Origin of the sequence: Croceicoccus mobilis (assembly GCF_001661965.1) — a bacterium.
In the GTDB taxonomy this organism is placed as follows: domain Bacteria; phylum Pseudomonadota; class Alphaproteobacteria; order Sphingomonadales; family Sphingomonadaceae; genus Croceicoccus; species Croceicoccus mobilis.
The window spans coordinates 715,624-729,285 of sequence record NZ_LYWZ01000022.1 but is presented as its reverse complement, the minus strand read 5'-3'; the positions used below and the strand labels follow the sequence as shown (position 1 = coordinate 729,285).

Sequence of the window (13,662 nt, the reverse complement as noted above, 5' to 3'; positions counted from 1 at the left end):
GAAGCCGCACCCACTGGCGGCTCCTTCGCATGCAAGGGTTAGCAAATTGCCAAATACGCGCCTGCGAACGGCAGCAGTATCGCGTTTTACAACCTCAGATCATCGTGCGTAACGCCCGGCTCATCAATTGGTTGCAGACGGTTCGACCCAGCCGATCGTCCCGTCGTTGCGGCGATAAACCATATTATGTCGTCCGGTTCCAGCGTTTTTGAAGAACAAGGCCGGCGTGTCGCGCAGATCCAGCATCATCACCGCGTCCGAAACCGACGTTTCGGGGATCTGCGTGCGGGTTTCCGCGACGATCGGCGGAGCGTCGGAAAAATCCTCGACCTCGGCGTTTTCGTCGTCATTGTCGGGGGCGATGGAGAATACGGTATAGGCCGCATCCTCCAGCTCGACCGCGTGGTCGGCCTGCTCATGCCGGTCTTTCAGGCGGCGCTTGTAACGCCGCAGCTGCTTCTCGATCTTGGTCGCGGCCTGGTCCAGCGCCTGGTGCGCGTCCTGCGCTTCGCCGCGGGCCTTCAGGATCAGGCCCTGCATCACATGGGTGACGATGTCCGCGGTAAAGCTGTCATGCGGCCCCTTGCCCATGGTGACCTGCGAGGACAACGCTCGGTTGAAGTACTTGTCGACTATCCCCGTCAACCGCTCTGATGCATGTTCCTGCAAGGCGGCGCCCGTCTCGACCTGATGACCGGAAACGCGGATATCCATCGGCTACTCCTATCTTTTGTTTTCTCTCGCCCCTGTTGAGCGGGGGACGCTCCGCTTCGGGCTACTACGCCGCCGGATCTATCGCGATCGCAGCGATGCAGCGCCCAATTTCCAGATGGGGTCTGAAAGACCCGCGATAAAGGCCTTGTGCGCGGCGATTTCCTCTTCGCTGGCGGAATGCGGGCGCGGTTCGCGGAAAGGCCGGTCGATCTGCACCACATTTGCGGCGACCTGCCTGTCATCGCGCTGCGTGCCGGCACCTTCCAGCGCGGCCAGTTCCAGACCGATCTGCCGCCCGCCGGTCAGCTCGACATACAGCTGCGCCAAAAGCTCGGCGTCGAGCAGCGCGCCATGCAATGTGCGGTGCGAGCGGTCGATGCCATAGCGCGAACACAAGGCGTCCAGCGAAAGCTTTGCGCCGGGGTGTTTTTTGCGCGCCAGAGCGACGGTGTCGATCATCCGGCTGGTACACACCGGCTCGCGACCGCAGAATTCAAGCTCGGCATTGATGAAGCCGAAGTCGAAGCCCGCATTATGGGCGATCAATGGCGAATCGCCGATAAAGTCGAGGAAGTCCTGCGCGCGTTCGCGAAAGCGTTCCTTGTCGGAGAGAAAGGCTTCGGAAAGCCCATGCACGGCCTCCGCCTCGGCCGGCATGTTCCGGTCAGGATTGAAATAGACGTGGAACACGTTTCCCGTGGCCACGCGGTTCACCAATTCGATGCAACCGATCTCGACAAGGCGGTCGCCATTGCGGGGGTCGAGGCCGGTCGTCTCGGTATCGAAGACAATCTCGCGCATGGAGATTTTATGCGCCTCGCCGGCATGGCTGGCAAGCAAAAGCGGACGGCTGATCCCCTATGGGTCACCCCTTTCGGACAGGCGGTGAAAGACACGCGTCGGGCCGTATGGGGCGCGTCTGTGGATCGGCGCCATGGAAGGGTACAGTGGAACGAAGAGCGTGCATCCAGCATTGGCTCTATCAGGATGCCTCACTCTCTGAATTCGCCCCTCCTGCTCCAGAGCCGCGCATATGCGTGATTTCAGCTGGATTCGCGCCGAACCTCACGGGATTCACGTCACGCCCTGCAATGCCTGGGTCGATCCGGCGCGGCCTGTCGAAACCGCCCTTGTCACCCATGGCCACGCCGATCATGCGCGCGGCGGACACGGCAAGGTCTATGCGACAGCCGAAACGCTGGCGATCATGGGCCTGCGCTATGGGGTAGAGGCGGAAGGCATCCCCGTCCCATTGCGCGAATCGGTCGATCTGGGCGGCGGCGTCACCGCGACCTATTTCCCGGCGGGCCATGTCTTGGGAAGCGCGCAGATCCTGCTCGAACACGCCGGAGAGCGAGTCGTCATCACCGGCGATTACAAGCGCCGCCCCGATCCCACCTGCCCGCCCTTTGAAGTCGTCCCCTGCGACATCTTCATCACCGAGGCGACATTTGGCCTGCCCGTATTCCGCCACCCGCCCATTACCGAGGAGATCGCCAAGCTGCTGACCGCGCTGGAGCAGCGCCCCGAAGGCTGCGTTGCGGTCGGCGCCTATGCCTTGGGCAAGGCGCAGCGGGTGATCGCGGAACTGCGGGCGGCCGGGCATGACGCGCCGATCTATATCCATGGCGCGCTGGAAGGCATGTGCGCGCTTTACGAGGATCACGGCATCCCCCTTGGCGAGCTGCGCCCCGCGACCGGCGCCGACAAGGAGGAGATGAAAGGCCGCATCGTCGTCTGCCCGCCCAGCGCCCTGAATGACCGCTGGAGTCGCCGCCTGCCCGATCCCGTCACCGCCATGGCGTCGGGCTGGATGCGCATCCGCCAGCGCGCGCGGCAAAGGAATGTCGAACTCCCGCTCATCATCTCCGACCATGCCGACTGGGCGGAACTCACCGACACCATCTCCGAAGTGAACCCGCAGGAAAGCTGGATCACCCATGGGCGCGAGGAAGCCTTGCTGCGCTGGTGCCAATTGAACCAGCGCCGCGCCCGCGCGCTCGCCATGGTGGGATATGAGGACGAGGACGACTGATGCAGGCGTTCGCCCATCTCATCGACCGGCTGACCTATACCTCCTCGCGCAATGCGAAGCTGGCGCTGATCGCGGATTACTTGCGAACGACGCCCGATCCCGATCGCGGTTGGGCGATGGCGGCGCTGACCGGTGAACTGGATTTCCCGGCGGTAAAAGCCGCCACCGTGCGCCGCCTGATGATGGAGCGGGTCGATCCCACCCTCTATGCCCTTAGCCGCGATTACGTCGGCGATACGGCGGAGACCGTCAGCCTGCTCTGGCCCGATCCGCCTGTGGAACCCCCGCCCCCGCCCTCGCTTGACGAAGTCGTTGCGATCCTGTCGGCCATGACCCGCGCCAATGTCGCGGGCGAATTGCCAAAGCTGCTCGACCGGCTCGATGCCAATGCCCGCTATGCGCTGATCAAGCTCGCCACCGGAGCCATGCGCATCGGCGTGTCGGCGCGGCTCGCCAAAACCGCCTTTGCGCAGGCGTTCGACGTGCCCGTCGAGGAAGTGGAGGAATATTGGCACGGCATCACCGCGCCTTATCCCGATCTCTTCGCATGGGCCGCGAAGGGCGAGGCGCCGCCCGATCTCGACAGCGTGCCGCTGTTCCGCCCCTTCATGCTGGCCCATCCGCTGGAGGAGACCGAGCTCGATCTGACCGAATATGCGGCGGAATGGAAATGGGACGGGATTCGCGTGCAGCTCGTTCATGTCGCGGGTGAGACGCGGCTCTATTCGCGCTCGGGCGACGATATTTCGCACACATTTCCCGAAATGACTGACGCGCTGCCCTTCCCCGCTGTCTTGGATGGCGAATTGCTGGTCCGCGGCGCGCATCAGGGCGGTGAAGAGGGCGGCGCGGCCAGTTTCAACGCCTTGCAACAAAGGCTGGGCCGCAAGACGGTATCGAAGAAAATGCTGGCCGAGGCGCCTGCCTTCGTTCGGCTTTACGATGTGCTGCTGGCCGATGGCGAAGACTTGCGCGAACTGGGCTGGCAGCAGCGCCGCGCCGCTTTGGAAAGCTTGATGGACCGGCTCGACCCCGACCGGTTCGATATCTCCTCGCTGATCGAGGCTGAGGATTTCGCCGCCCTGTCCGCCATCCGCGAAAAGGCGCGCGACGACGCGATCGAGGGGGTGATGCTGAAACGCCGCGATTCCCCCTATGTCGCGGGGCGGCGCACCGGGCTGTGGTATAAATGGAAGCGTGATCCGCTGCTGATCGATTGCGTGCTGATGTATGCGCAGCGCGGGAGCGGCAAGCGCTCGAGCTTCTATTCCGACTTCACCTTCGGCTGCTGGAACGGCGATCCGGACAAGGGCGCAGAGCTGCTGCCCGTCGGCAAAGCCTATTTCGGCTTTACCGATGAGGAACTGAAATGGCTCGACCGTCATGTGCGCCAGAACACGGTCAACCGGTTCGGCCCGGTGCGCGAAACGGACAAGTCGCTGGTGCTGGAGATCGCATTCGATTCCGTCCACGCAAGCAAGCGGCATAAATCCGGCCTCGCAATGCGGTTTCCGCGCATTCACCGCATCCGCAAGGACAAGCCCGCGCATGAGGCAGACCGGATCGAGGCGCTGCAGGCGCTGGTACGCGACTAGAGGTCGCGGGCCAGCACCTCGACAATGCGCTGCCCGGCGCGGCCATCGCCGAAAACATCGCTTGGTGCGGGCAGCGGCCGGGCAAGTGCCGCCCTCGCCTCTGCCAGCATCAGGTCCGGGTCATGGCCGACAAGCACGGCCGTCCCCGCCGCTATCGCTTCGGGCCGTTCGGTCACGTCGCGCAGGACCAGCGTCGCCCGACCCAGCGCCGCCGCCTCCTCCTGCACCCCGCCCGAATCGGTCAGGATCAGGCGCGAAGCGCGCATCAGCTGCAGGAACGCGAAATATGCGAGAGGACCCGTCAAGGCGATCTGCGGATGTCCGGACAGCGCCTCGCTCAGAATTTCGCTTTCGGCGCGTGGGTGGAGCGGCATGGCGACATGGCAGCCCGTTTCCTCGGCCAGACGCCGGATGCCGCAGGCGATCCGGCCCAGCGCCTGCGCGTCAGCCTCGCGGCGGTGCACGGTCGCGAGCACCAGATTGCGCCCTTTCGCTCCCTCGATCAGCCGCGCGGCTTCCCCGCCCAGCGCCGGTTCGGCATCCAGCCGCGATACTGCCCAATGCAGCGTGTCGATAACGCTATTGCCCGTATGCGTGATCGCTTCTTGCGCCACGTTTTCCCGGCGCAGCGCTTCCGTGGCGGCGGGTGTCGGCGTGAAATGCCAGCGGGCGATGGCGCTGACCATGCGGCGATAGCCTTCCTCCGGCCATGGCGAGGCGAGATCGTGCGACCTGAGGCCCGCCTCCACATGGGCGATCGGTATCTGTCGGTGAAATGCGGCCAGCGCACCCGCCAGAGTGGTCGCCGTATCGCCCTGTACCACCACGGCGCGGGGCTTCATCCGGTTGATCACTTCGCCGATATTCGCCTGTAACCCCGCCAGCAGCGCAGCAGTATCGCGTGCCTGCGGACGTTCCAGCAGATGATCAGGCACCACCCCCGCCGCATTCAGAATCTCGCGCCCCAGATCGGCATGCTGTCCCGAATGGCAAAGTTCCACCGCCATATCGCCGCGCGCACGGGCCGTCTGCATCACGGGTAATAGCTTGATGATTTCCGGACGCGTTCCGGCGACGACCAGCACGGGCAAGGCTTGCGACCCCTTTTCCGAATGCGAAACGTTCTTGCCGCCTTGCGTACACCAATTGCCGCAGGCGGCAACAGATGCCAGCGGGCATTTTTGACACGTGTCAATGCCCCTCGCCCCTGTCCGGTCTAGCGGGAAGGCTGGGTTACCGGCAGGATGAAATGTCAGACACGGCCAAACAGACACCGCGCACGCCTTTTCATATCATGGGCGGAACAATGGCTTTCCAGGATATCGTCAGCCGGTTCTATGATCTGATGGACAGCGATCCCGCCTATGCCGAATTGCGCGCCATGCATGGTGCCGATCTGGCAGGCATGCGCGATGCGCTGACCGCTTTCCTATCCGGCTGGGCCGGTGGGCCAAGGGACTGGTTCGAGGCCAATCCCGGGCGCTGCATGTTCTCCGTCCATGGCAAGATGCCGATCGATAGCACCACGGCGGGGCAATGGGCCGACGCCATGGAACGCGCCATCGCCGCGGCCGATGTCGCCAATCGCGACATGGCGGACGAACTGGGTGCGCATCTGGGCAGGATGGCGCGATCCATGGCCGGGATTCCGGCGAACGCCGCCTAATCGGGGATCTGCAGCAGCTTTTCGCGCGACGTATCGCCGCGCAGCAAGGTGATGGTCGATGGCGCGACACCCAGTGCCTTGCCGACCAGCCTGATGACCGCCTTGTTCGCCTTGCCCCCTTCGGGCGCGACCGACACGCGGGCGCGCAGCCTGCCATCCTCTATCGCCAGCCCATCACGCGAAGCCCCCGGCGTGACGCGCAGCGCCAGCCGCCCTTCGCCATCGGCCAAAGCGCGAATATCGGCGGGTGCGGGAAAGTCAGCCTTCGGCCTGGCCATGCTCTTTCAGCGCGTCGGCGTGGTCCTTGCCGTTCTCGACATAATGGGTGACGCCCTCGGCCATGCCCTCCACCGCGGCATCGGCGAGTTCGCGCACCAGCTTCGCTGGTCGACCCACCCATAGTTCGCGCGGGCCGATCCGCTTGTTCTCGGTCACCATCGCGCCGGCGCCGACCATGCCGTTTTCACCGATCACGACGCCATTCATCACGATCGCGCCCAGCCCGACGAAGCCGCCCTTTTCGATCGTGCAGCCATGGACCATCGCCATGTGGCCGATCAGCACGTCCTCTCCGATCAGGGTGGGCCAGCCCTCTTCCTGTCCGGGCTTGGGACTGTCGCAATGGATGACTGAGCCATCCTGCACATTGGTGCGCGCGCCGATGCGGATGCGGTTCACGTCGGCGCGGATCACGCAATTGTACCAGATGCTCACATCCGGTCCGATCTCGACATCGCCGATGATCCGGCAACCGGGCGCGATGAAGGCGCTGTCGTGGATCTTCGGGGTCTTGCCGTGGATAGGCAGGATGGTGACGTCGGGACGGTCGATCATTGGTTGGCTTCCCATTGCTTGCGCGTGATCGCATAGAGGATGATCTTGTCGCCCGCAAAGCGCTTGCCCTCGGGCACGGTGAAATCCAGATCCTCGCGCCGCTGCATGCCAAGCCGTTCCATCAGCCCCCAGCTGGCGGTGTTTTCCATCACCGTCAGCGCGACGACGAAGGGTGCGGCAAAGCGGGTGAAGGCGGCATCCATGCATGCCTGTGCCGCTTCGCGGGCATAGCCCATGCCCCAGGCGTTTTCGCAAAGACGCCAGCCGATCTCCATGTCGCCGGAGTTGTCGGGGTCGAGATCCGTGCGCTTCAGCCCGCAAAAGCCGATGACTTCGCCGGACAGGTGTTCGCCGTCGTCCTTCCGCTCCATCGCCCAGAACGTATGGCCATGATCGCGCCGCACCTGTTCCAGCCGCGCGACGCTTCCGGCCAGCGATTCAGCGCTCTGGATACCGCCCAGCCAGCGCATCACCGGCTCGGTATTGGTCGCCATCAGCCAGTCGAGGCACTCGCCCTCCTCCCACTCGCGCAGAATCAGCCGGTCGGTCTCCAGCCGGAAAGATGCGGCGCTGGCCACGATCAGCCCAAGAGCTTGGCCGCCAGCGGAGCGTGATAGGTGAGCACGCCGCTGGTCCCCGCCCGCTTGAAGGAAGTGAGCGTCTCCAGCACCAGCGCCTCGCGCTCGCCTGCGCCGGCGGCCACGGCGGCCTCGATCATCGCGTATTCGCCGCTCACCTGATAGGCGAAGACGGGAACCTCGAAATTGTCGCGCACGCGGCGGATGATATCGAGATAGGGAAGCCCCGGCTTCACCATCACGCTGTCCGCGCCCTCGGCCAGGTCCAGTTCCACCTCGCGCAGCGCCTCGTCCGAATTGGCGGGGTCCATCTGGTAGGTTTTCTTGTCGCCCTTCAGCAGGCCGCGCGAGCCCACCGCATCGCGGAACGGGCCATAAAACGCGCTGGCGTATTTCGCGGCATAAGCCATCAGCTGGACATTGGCGTGGCCGGTTTCCTCCAGCGCCTCGCGGATAGCGGCGATACGGCCGTCCATCATGTCCGACGGGGCGACGATATCGGCACCGGCAGAGGCCTGATTGAGCGCCTGCCCGACCAGCGCATCGACCGTCGCGTCATTCTCGACATAGCCCGCCTCGTCCAGCAGGCCGTCCTGACCGTGGCTGGTATAGGGATCGAGCGCGACATCGGTCAGAAGGCCGATATCGTCGCCGCAGGCATCCTTGATCGCACGGATGGCGCGGCACATCAGATTATCGGGATTATGCGCCTCCGTCCCCGTGTCGTCGCGCAAATGGGCGGGCGTGTTGGGAAACAGGGCAAGGCATGGAATGCCAAGGCTCACCGCTTCCTTCGCCCTTTTCGCGATGACATCGACCGATCCGCGCGACACGCCGGGCAGCGAGGGGATGTCTTCGACATTGTCCTTCCCTTCGGTCACGAAGACTGGCCAGATCAGGTCGGCAGGGGTCAGGACGGTTTCGCGGTGGAGCGCGCGGCTCCAGGCGGTGGCGCGGGTGCGGCGCAGGCGCAGATGCGGATATTGACTCATGATGGGGTGCGATGTGCACCTTTCGCGGGCCGATGAAAAGTGGGCGCTTTTGTCCCACCCTTCGCAGCCGCCCCTTATTCCGGCGCGTTGGAAAGAAGATCGGCCTCGCGCACTTCCTTCACCGGCTGGTCCTTTTCCGCCGCCAGCGGCTCCAGCGCCGCGCCCGGCTTCACTTTCTTCAACTCGACCAGCTGCTGGCGGAACTGCCTGAGTTCGGCGGAGGACAATTGCTGGCGCACCACGAAGTTGACCGAATTGGGGTTCACCGCGCGGCCATTGCGATAAAGCTCGTAATGCAGATGCGCGCCGGTCGACAGGCCGGTCGAGCCGACATAGCCGATTACCTGCCCGCGCTTGACATGCTGGCCGCGGCGCACCGCGATCCTGCTCATATGCGCATAGCCGGTGCCAAGCCCGCCGCCATGGTTCAGTTTCACGTAATTGCCATAACCGCCATTGCGCCCGGCCATCGCGACAGTGCCATCGGTCACCGCATAGATCGGCAGGCCCGAACGCGCCCGGAAATCCAGCCCCTTGTGCATGCGGTTGATCTTCAAAATGGGGTGGCGGCGCATGCCATAGCCCGAACCGACCGGCGCGTTGACCGGCTTGATCAGCCCTTCGCGCAATTCGCCTTCGCCATCGGCGTCATAGAACCGCCCGTCCTTGCCCCAGCGCAGCAATTGCGCCCGCGCGCTGCCTTTGCGGCTAAGCCCTGCGTAAAGCACGTCGCCAACCTCGACCTCACCGGTCTCGGCCCGCTTGTAATCGATGATCATGTCGAAGGTGTCGCCCGCCCCGACCTGCCGGTTGAGATCGAGCTGCGCGCCGATCGCCTTCAGATATTGCTGCACCGATTTCGCCGGTGCGCCCGCTGCGCGCGCCGCGCGATAAAGGCTGGACCCCACCGTGCCGGTGATCCTCAGCGGCGTATCGTCGACGAGGATATTGCGGCGCTCCAGCGCCAGCGGTCCGCCTTCACGCGCCACGGTAAGTTCAAGGTCGAAGCGCGCCCGAAAGCTCAATTTTTCCAGGGGACGCGGCTGGCTGGGATTGGTGCGGCGGCCCAATGTGATGTCAAAGGCGGTGCCGTCCTTGATGTCGCCTGCGGGCAGCGCGCCGCCGATCAGCGCCTCGACCCGCTCGCTATCCATGCCGCTGACACCTGCGCGGCGCAAAAGGTCCGGCAGCGTGTCGTCCTTGCCGATGGTCGCGGTCAGTTCGACGACCGGGCGTTCGGGCGCATTGGCCAGCGGCACGACCAGCCGCGTCGGCGCCATGCGGCGTCCGCTGTCGGCCCCCAGCGCCAGCGGCGTGATCATCTGGCTCCTGTATTCGTCGCGCTCTTCATCCGACAGGCGGACAGGCGCGGCGGCATGCAGGGCAGAGAAATCGGGCCAGAAGGCAAAGGTCACCGCGACCAGTGCGACCAGCAGGCCAAGCGAGCGGAACCAGCGCGGGCTGCCGATATCGGCGCCAAGGTCACTGACCCAGCGCGCGGCCAGCGGCGTGTCGTCGCCGCTTGCGGCTGCCTTTGCCCTGATTTTTCGTGCGGTGCCCATTGGCCCCTTCGGGCCGGCCCCGCGCGCGTCCGTCGCGGTCATAACGCTTGTCGTTCCGTCCTTGCCCCCGTTGGGGAGAGGGGCGACCCTTGATGCGGATCCCTTGATGTCACAGCTGTGGCCGATGATTTTGCGCACCGGAAACTTAACCCACGGTCAAATTCGCCGTGTGATCGACGAAACGCCCCTTCTGTGCGGCAAACGGTTGAATTTGCGCATGTCGGGGATTGGCCCATCCCCATCGCTTGCGGGAGGCGGGTGCAACTGCCACATTCCCCGTCACGATGAGTGCGCCTGAAATCAAGGCCGTGCTGGGCCCCACCAACACCGGCAAGACCCATCTGGCCGTCGAACGGCTCTGCGCCCATTCGAGCGGCGCGATCGGCTTTCCGCTTCGGCTGCTGGCGCGTGAGGTCTATGACCGCGTCGTGGCGATCAAGGGGCCGGACCGGGTTGCCCTGATCACGGGCGAAGAGCGGATCGACCCGCCGAACGCGCGCTGGAAGCTCTGCACGGCAGAGGCGATGGACCGCGATGCCGACCTCGCCTTCGTCGCGATCGACGAGGCGCAGTTGGGCGCCGATCCCGAACGCGGCCATGTCTTTACCGACCGCCTGCTCAACGCGCGCGGCCGCGAAGAGACGATGATCCTCGGCTCCTCCTCGCTCACCCCCATGGTGCAGGCGCTGGTGCCCGAAGCCGAGATCATCTCGCGCCCACGCTTTTCCACGCTGACCCATGCAGGGCCGGTGAAACTTTCCCGCCTGCCGCCGCGCAGCGCCGTCGTCGCCTTTTCGGCAGAGCAGGTCTATGCCGTCGCTGAAATGCTGCGCCGGTTCCGCGGCGGTGCTGCCGTGGTGATGGGGGCGCTATCGCCCCAGACCCGTAACAAGCAGGTCGAGATGTTCCAGTCGGGCGAGGTCGATTACATCGTCGCCACCGATGCAATCGGCATGGGGCTCAATCTCGATGTCAATCATGTCGCCTTTGCTTCGCTGGCGAAATTCGACGGGCAGCGCCGCCGCCGCCTCACGATTGCCGAAATGGCGCAGATCGCAGGCCGCGCCGGGCGGCATCAGACCGACGGCACCTTTGGCGTGCTGGCAGGGGAAGACGGCGCGGAATTCCGCGATGACGAGATCTTCGCGATCGAAAATCACAGTTTCCCCCCGCTCCAGCGCCTTTATTGGCGCGATGCGCGGCCCCGCATGGATTCGCTGACGACGCTGATCGCCGATCTGGATGCCAGCCCCGACGATGAAGCATTGGCGGCAGCACCTGAAGCCATCGACCTTGCCGTGGCGCGCATTCTTTCCGCCGATGACCGCATTGCCCGTGGCGTACGCGGCAAAGCGATGGTCTCGCGGTTCTGGGAGGCATGTTCGCTTCCCGATTTCCGGCAGCTGGGTGCGGACAACCATGCCCGTTTCGTGGCGCGTCTGTGGCAGGAACTGTCCACCGGCCTTGGCCATATCGCGCATGATTACGCCGCCGCCCGCATTGCCGAGCTGGACCGAACCGGCGGCGATATCGGCACGCTGCAGGGCCGGATCGCCGCGATCCGCAGCTGGGCCTATATCGCGCAGCGCCCCGACTGGCTGCTCCAGCGCGAGGAAATGGCCGAGCGCGCGCATCTGGTCGAACGCAAATTGTCCGAGGCGCTGCACGACCGGCTGACCGAACGCTTCGTCAATCGCCGCACCGCCGTGCTGATGCGCAAGCTGGGCGCCGATGCGGGGCTGCTGCCGGTGACCCTGGGCGAAAATGACGCGGTGCTCGTCGATGGGGAAGAGATCGGCCATCTCGACGGTTTCGCGTTCCGCGTCGATCCGCAGGCCCGGCTGGAGATGCGGCGCCTGCTGCTGGCCGCCGCTGAAAAGCACCTGCCCCAATTGCTCGACAAGCGGGCAAAGCTGCTGCTGGATGATGCGGCACAGGGCGAAGGGCTGAGCTGGGAAGCCAGCCATATCCTGTGGCGCGGACATCGCGTCGCCCAGCTTGAGGCGGGGAAGAAGCTCATGGCTCCGGCACTTCGGCTGGAACCCGCGCTGGACCCGCTATCGCCGCAGCGCCGCGCGGAGGTCGAACGGGCGCTGGTCCAATGGCTCGATGGCGAACTCGCGGTGCTGAAGCCGCTGGCACGGATCGAGGCGGCAGCACAGGAACTCGATGCCGGTCCCGAATTGCGCGCCCTGCTGATCCGCCTGGCCGAAGGCGGCGGCATTGCCGAGCGGGACGAGGCCGGCGTGCGCGCGCTTTCGGGCGAACAGCGTCACCGGCTGCGCAGGCTGGGCGTGAAGATCGGGGCATTGGACGTATTCATGCCCGCGATGCTGAAGCCAAAGCCGCTGGCCGCTTTCGCTGCGCTCTCGGCGCTATCGGCAAACAGACCCCTCTTGGTCGAACCGAACCTGCCCGCCACGCTTGCCGATCGGCGCGGGGCCGTGCCCGCCGCCTATCGCCGCGCGGGCGACAGGCTGGTGCGCATCGACATGGCGGAACGCCTTTTGCACGAGGCGCACCAGCGCCGAACCCGCTGGAGCGATGGCAAGCCCGCTCGCAAAAGCCGCCGCCATTCAAAACCGGCTCGCTTCGCACTCGACCCGACCATGGCGCTGTCGATGGGGCTGACGACGAAGGCCTATGCGCATCTTTTGCGGCAAGCAGGCTTTACCGCCGAGAGCCCGCCTGCCCTGCCGGAAACGATGTTCGGCCCGCCCAGCCCGCCGCGTTTCCGCTGGCGCCCGCGCCGCGACGGCCCGCCCCCGCAGGCGCGCGGTGGTGCAAAGCGGCCCACGCGCCCTGCCCCTCGCCCCGCACCCGGCAACCCCTTTGCCGAATTGGCGGAGTTGATGCAGTGAGCGAATGCGGGGATCGGGGCGAAAGCCTGCGGATCGACCGCCTTTTATGGATGCTGCGCCTCGCGAAAAGCCGCTCTGCGGCGCAGGAGATCGTGGGATCGGGTCATATCCGCCGCAATGGGATCCGCGTCACCCGCATGTCGCAGCCCGTATGCGCCGGAGACGTGCTGACAGTCCCGCTGGGCCGCGCCATTCGCGTCATCGAACTGGCGTCTCTGCCCACTCGCCGCGGGCCCGCGTTAGAAGCGCAAAGTCATTATCGCGAGCTTGGTTCAGGCGGCCATATCGGCGAAACCGTAACACCGGCGCTTGACGATCCGGACATGCGGCCATAGCAGGCGGGTTAAGTAACGCCTTCCAAGGGACCAGTTCTCATGACCTATGTCGTCACCGATGCCTGCATCAAATGCAAATTCATGGATTGCGTCGAGGTCTGCCCCGTCGACTGCTTCTACGAAGGCGAAAACATGCTGGTGATCAATCCCAGCGAATGCATCGATTGCGGCGTGTGCGAACCCGAATGCCCCGCCGAGGCCATCCTTCCCGACACCGAAAACGGGCTGGAGCAGTGGCTGGAAGTCAATGCGCAATATTCCGCCGAATGGCCCAACATCACGATCAAGCGTGACCCGCCCGCCGATGCCGACGAGCACAAGGGCGAAGAGGGCAAGTTCGAGAAGTATTTCTCCGCCGAACCCGGCGAGGGCGATTGATCTTTCAGCGTTCGGGGATTCCCGACGTCCTGATTTACTGGGCCCGGACACCGCGCGAATCATGCGCGAATCGGGCATGATGTGACGCGTCATTAACCTTGCGCTGCGCGGG

Annotated in this window: 14 protein-coding genes; 6 read left to right on the top strand and 8 right to left on the bottom strand. The window is 64.9% G+C overall.

Features of this window, described 5'->3' with window-relative positions:
- Window positions 1-123 precede the first annotated feature (123 nt).
- Together hpf and dnaQ are read right to left on the bottom strand one after the other, a co-directional pair.
- The gene (hpf, locus tag A9D13_RS11030) at window positions 124-714 is read right to left on the bottom strand and encodes a ribosome hibernation-promoting factor, HPF/YfiA family (RefSeq protein WP_066773443.1); all 591 of its coding nucleotides are present in this window, start codon (window positions 712-714) and stop codon (window positions 124-126) included.
- Window positions 715-792: 78 nt separating this feature from the next.
- Window positions 793-1,515, bottom strand: coding sequence for a DNA polymerase III subunit epsilon (dnaQ, locus tag A9D13_RS11025; protein WP_066774045.1), 723 nt, complete (start codon window positions 1,513-1,515; stop codon window positions 793-795).
- A gap of 232 nt (window positions 1,516-1,747) precedes the next feature.
- Between dnaQ and A9D13_RS11020 the strand changes: the two genes are divergently transcribed.
- Together A9D13_RS11020 and A9D13_RS11015 are read left to right on the top strand one after the other, a co-directional pair.
- On the top strand, window positions 1,748-2,749 hold the full coding sequence (locus tag A9D13_RS11020; protein ID WP_066773440.1) for a ligase-associated DNA damage response exonuclease: 1,002 nt from the start codon (window positions 1,748-1,750) through the stop codon (window positions 2,747-2,749).
- Entirely contained in the window at window positions 2,749-4,344 is a 1,596-nt protein-coding gene (locus A9D13_RS11015) for a cisplatin damage response ATP-dependent DNA ligase (protein ID WP_066773437.1), read from the top strand. The genes A9D13_RS11020 and A9D13_RS11015 overlap by 1 nt, the downstream gene beginning before the upstream one ends.
- Here A9D13_RS11015 and wecB read toward each other — a convergent pair.
- Window positions 4,341-5,429: a non-hydrolyzing UDP-N-acetylglucosamine 2-epimerase gene (gene wecB, locus A9D13_RS11010; protein WP_229665277.1), complete on the bottom strand. Its 1,089-nt coding sequence runs from the start codon at window positions 5,427-5,429 to the stop codon at window positions 4,341-4,343. The two genes, A9D13_RS11015 and wecB, sit on opposite strands and share 4 nt — an antisense overlap.
- Window positions 5,430-5,593: 164 nt before the next feature.
- On the opposite strand from wecB, the gene A9D13_RS11005 reads away from it, so the two are divergent.
- On the top strand, window positions 5,594-6,010 hold the full coding sequence (locus A9D13_RS11005; RefSeq protein WP_066773430.1) for a globin domain-containing protein: 417 nt from the start codon (window positions 5,594-5,596) through the stop codon (window positions 6,008-6,010).
- Here the strand turns inward: A9D13_RS11005 and A9D13_RS11000 are convergent.
- The 5 genes from A9D13_RS11000 to A9D13_RS10980 all read right to left on the bottom strand — a co-directional run bounded on the left by A9D13_RS11000 (window position 6,007) and on the right by A9D13_RS10980 (window position 10,018).
- Entirely contained in the window at window positions 6,007-6,288 is a 282-nt protein-coding gene (locus tag A9D13_RS11000) for a DUF167 domain-containing protein (protein ID WP_066773427.1), read from the bottom strand. The genes A9D13_RS11005 and A9D13_RS11000 overlap by 4 nt on opposite strands.
- Window positions 6,269-6,844, bottom strand: a complete 576-nt coding sequence (locus tag A9D13_RS10995; RefSeq protein WP_066773419.1) for a gamma carbonic anhydrase family protein — start codon at window positions 6,842-6,844, stop codon at window positions 6,269-6,271. The genes A9D13_RS11000 and A9D13_RS10995 overlap by 20 nt, the downstream gene beginning before the upstream one ends.
- On the bottom strand, window positions 6,841-7,422 hold the full coding sequence (locus tag A9D13_RS10990) for a GNAT family N-acetyltransferase (RefSeq protein ID WP_066773416.1): 582 nt from the start codon (window positions 7,420-7,422) through the stop codon (window positions 6,841-6,843). The genes A9D13_RS10995 and A9D13_RS10990 overlap by 4 nt, the downstream gene beginning before the upstream one ends.
- Window positions 7,423-7,424: 2 nt before the next feature.
- On the bottom strand, window positions 7,425-8,414 hold the full coding sequence (hemB, locus tag A9D13_RS10985; RefSeq protein WP_066773413.1) for a porphobilinogen synthase: 990 nt from the start codon (window positions 8,412-8,414) through the stop codon (window positions 7,425-7,427).
- Between the two features lie 74 nt (window positions 8,415-8,488).
- Window positions 8,489-10,018 carry a M23 family metallopeptidase gene (locus A9D13_RS10980; RefSeq protein WP_066773406.1) on the bottom strand — a complete coding sequence of 510 codons (1,530 nt, stop codon included), beginning with the start codon at window positions 10,016-10,018 and terminating at the stop codon, window positions 8,489-8,491.
- A gap of 242 nt (window positions 10,019-10,260) precedes the next feature.
- Between A9D13_RS10980 and A9D13_RS10975 the strand changes: the two genes are divergently transcribed.
- The 3 genes from A9D13_RS10975 to fdxA are packed head-to-tail and all read left to right on the top strand — an operon-like array spanning window position 10,261 to window position 13,550.
- The gene (locus tag A9D13_RS10975; protein ID WP_066773403.1) at window positions 10,261-12,837 is read left to right on the top strand and encodes a helicase-related protein; all 2,577 of its coding nucleotides are present in this window, start codon (window positions 10,261-10,263) and stop codon (window positions 12,835-12,837) included.
- Window positions 12,834-13,172, top strand: a complete 339-nt coding sequence (locus tag A9D13_RS20830) for an RNA-binding S4 domain-containing protein (RefSeq protein WP_308420361.1) — start codon at window positions 12,834-12,836, stop codon at window positions 13,170-13,172. The genes A9D13_RS10975 and A9D13_RS20830 overlap by 4 nt, the downstream gene beginning before the upstream one ends.
- Before the next feature lie 39 nt (window positions 13,173-13,211).
- Window positions 13,212-13,550, top strand: coding sequence for a ferredoxin FdxA (fdxA, locus tag A9D13_RS10965; protein WP_066773400.1), 339 nt, complete (start codon window positions 13,212-13,214; stop codon window positions 13,548-13,550).
- Window positions 13,551-13,662 lie beyond the last annotated feature (112 nt).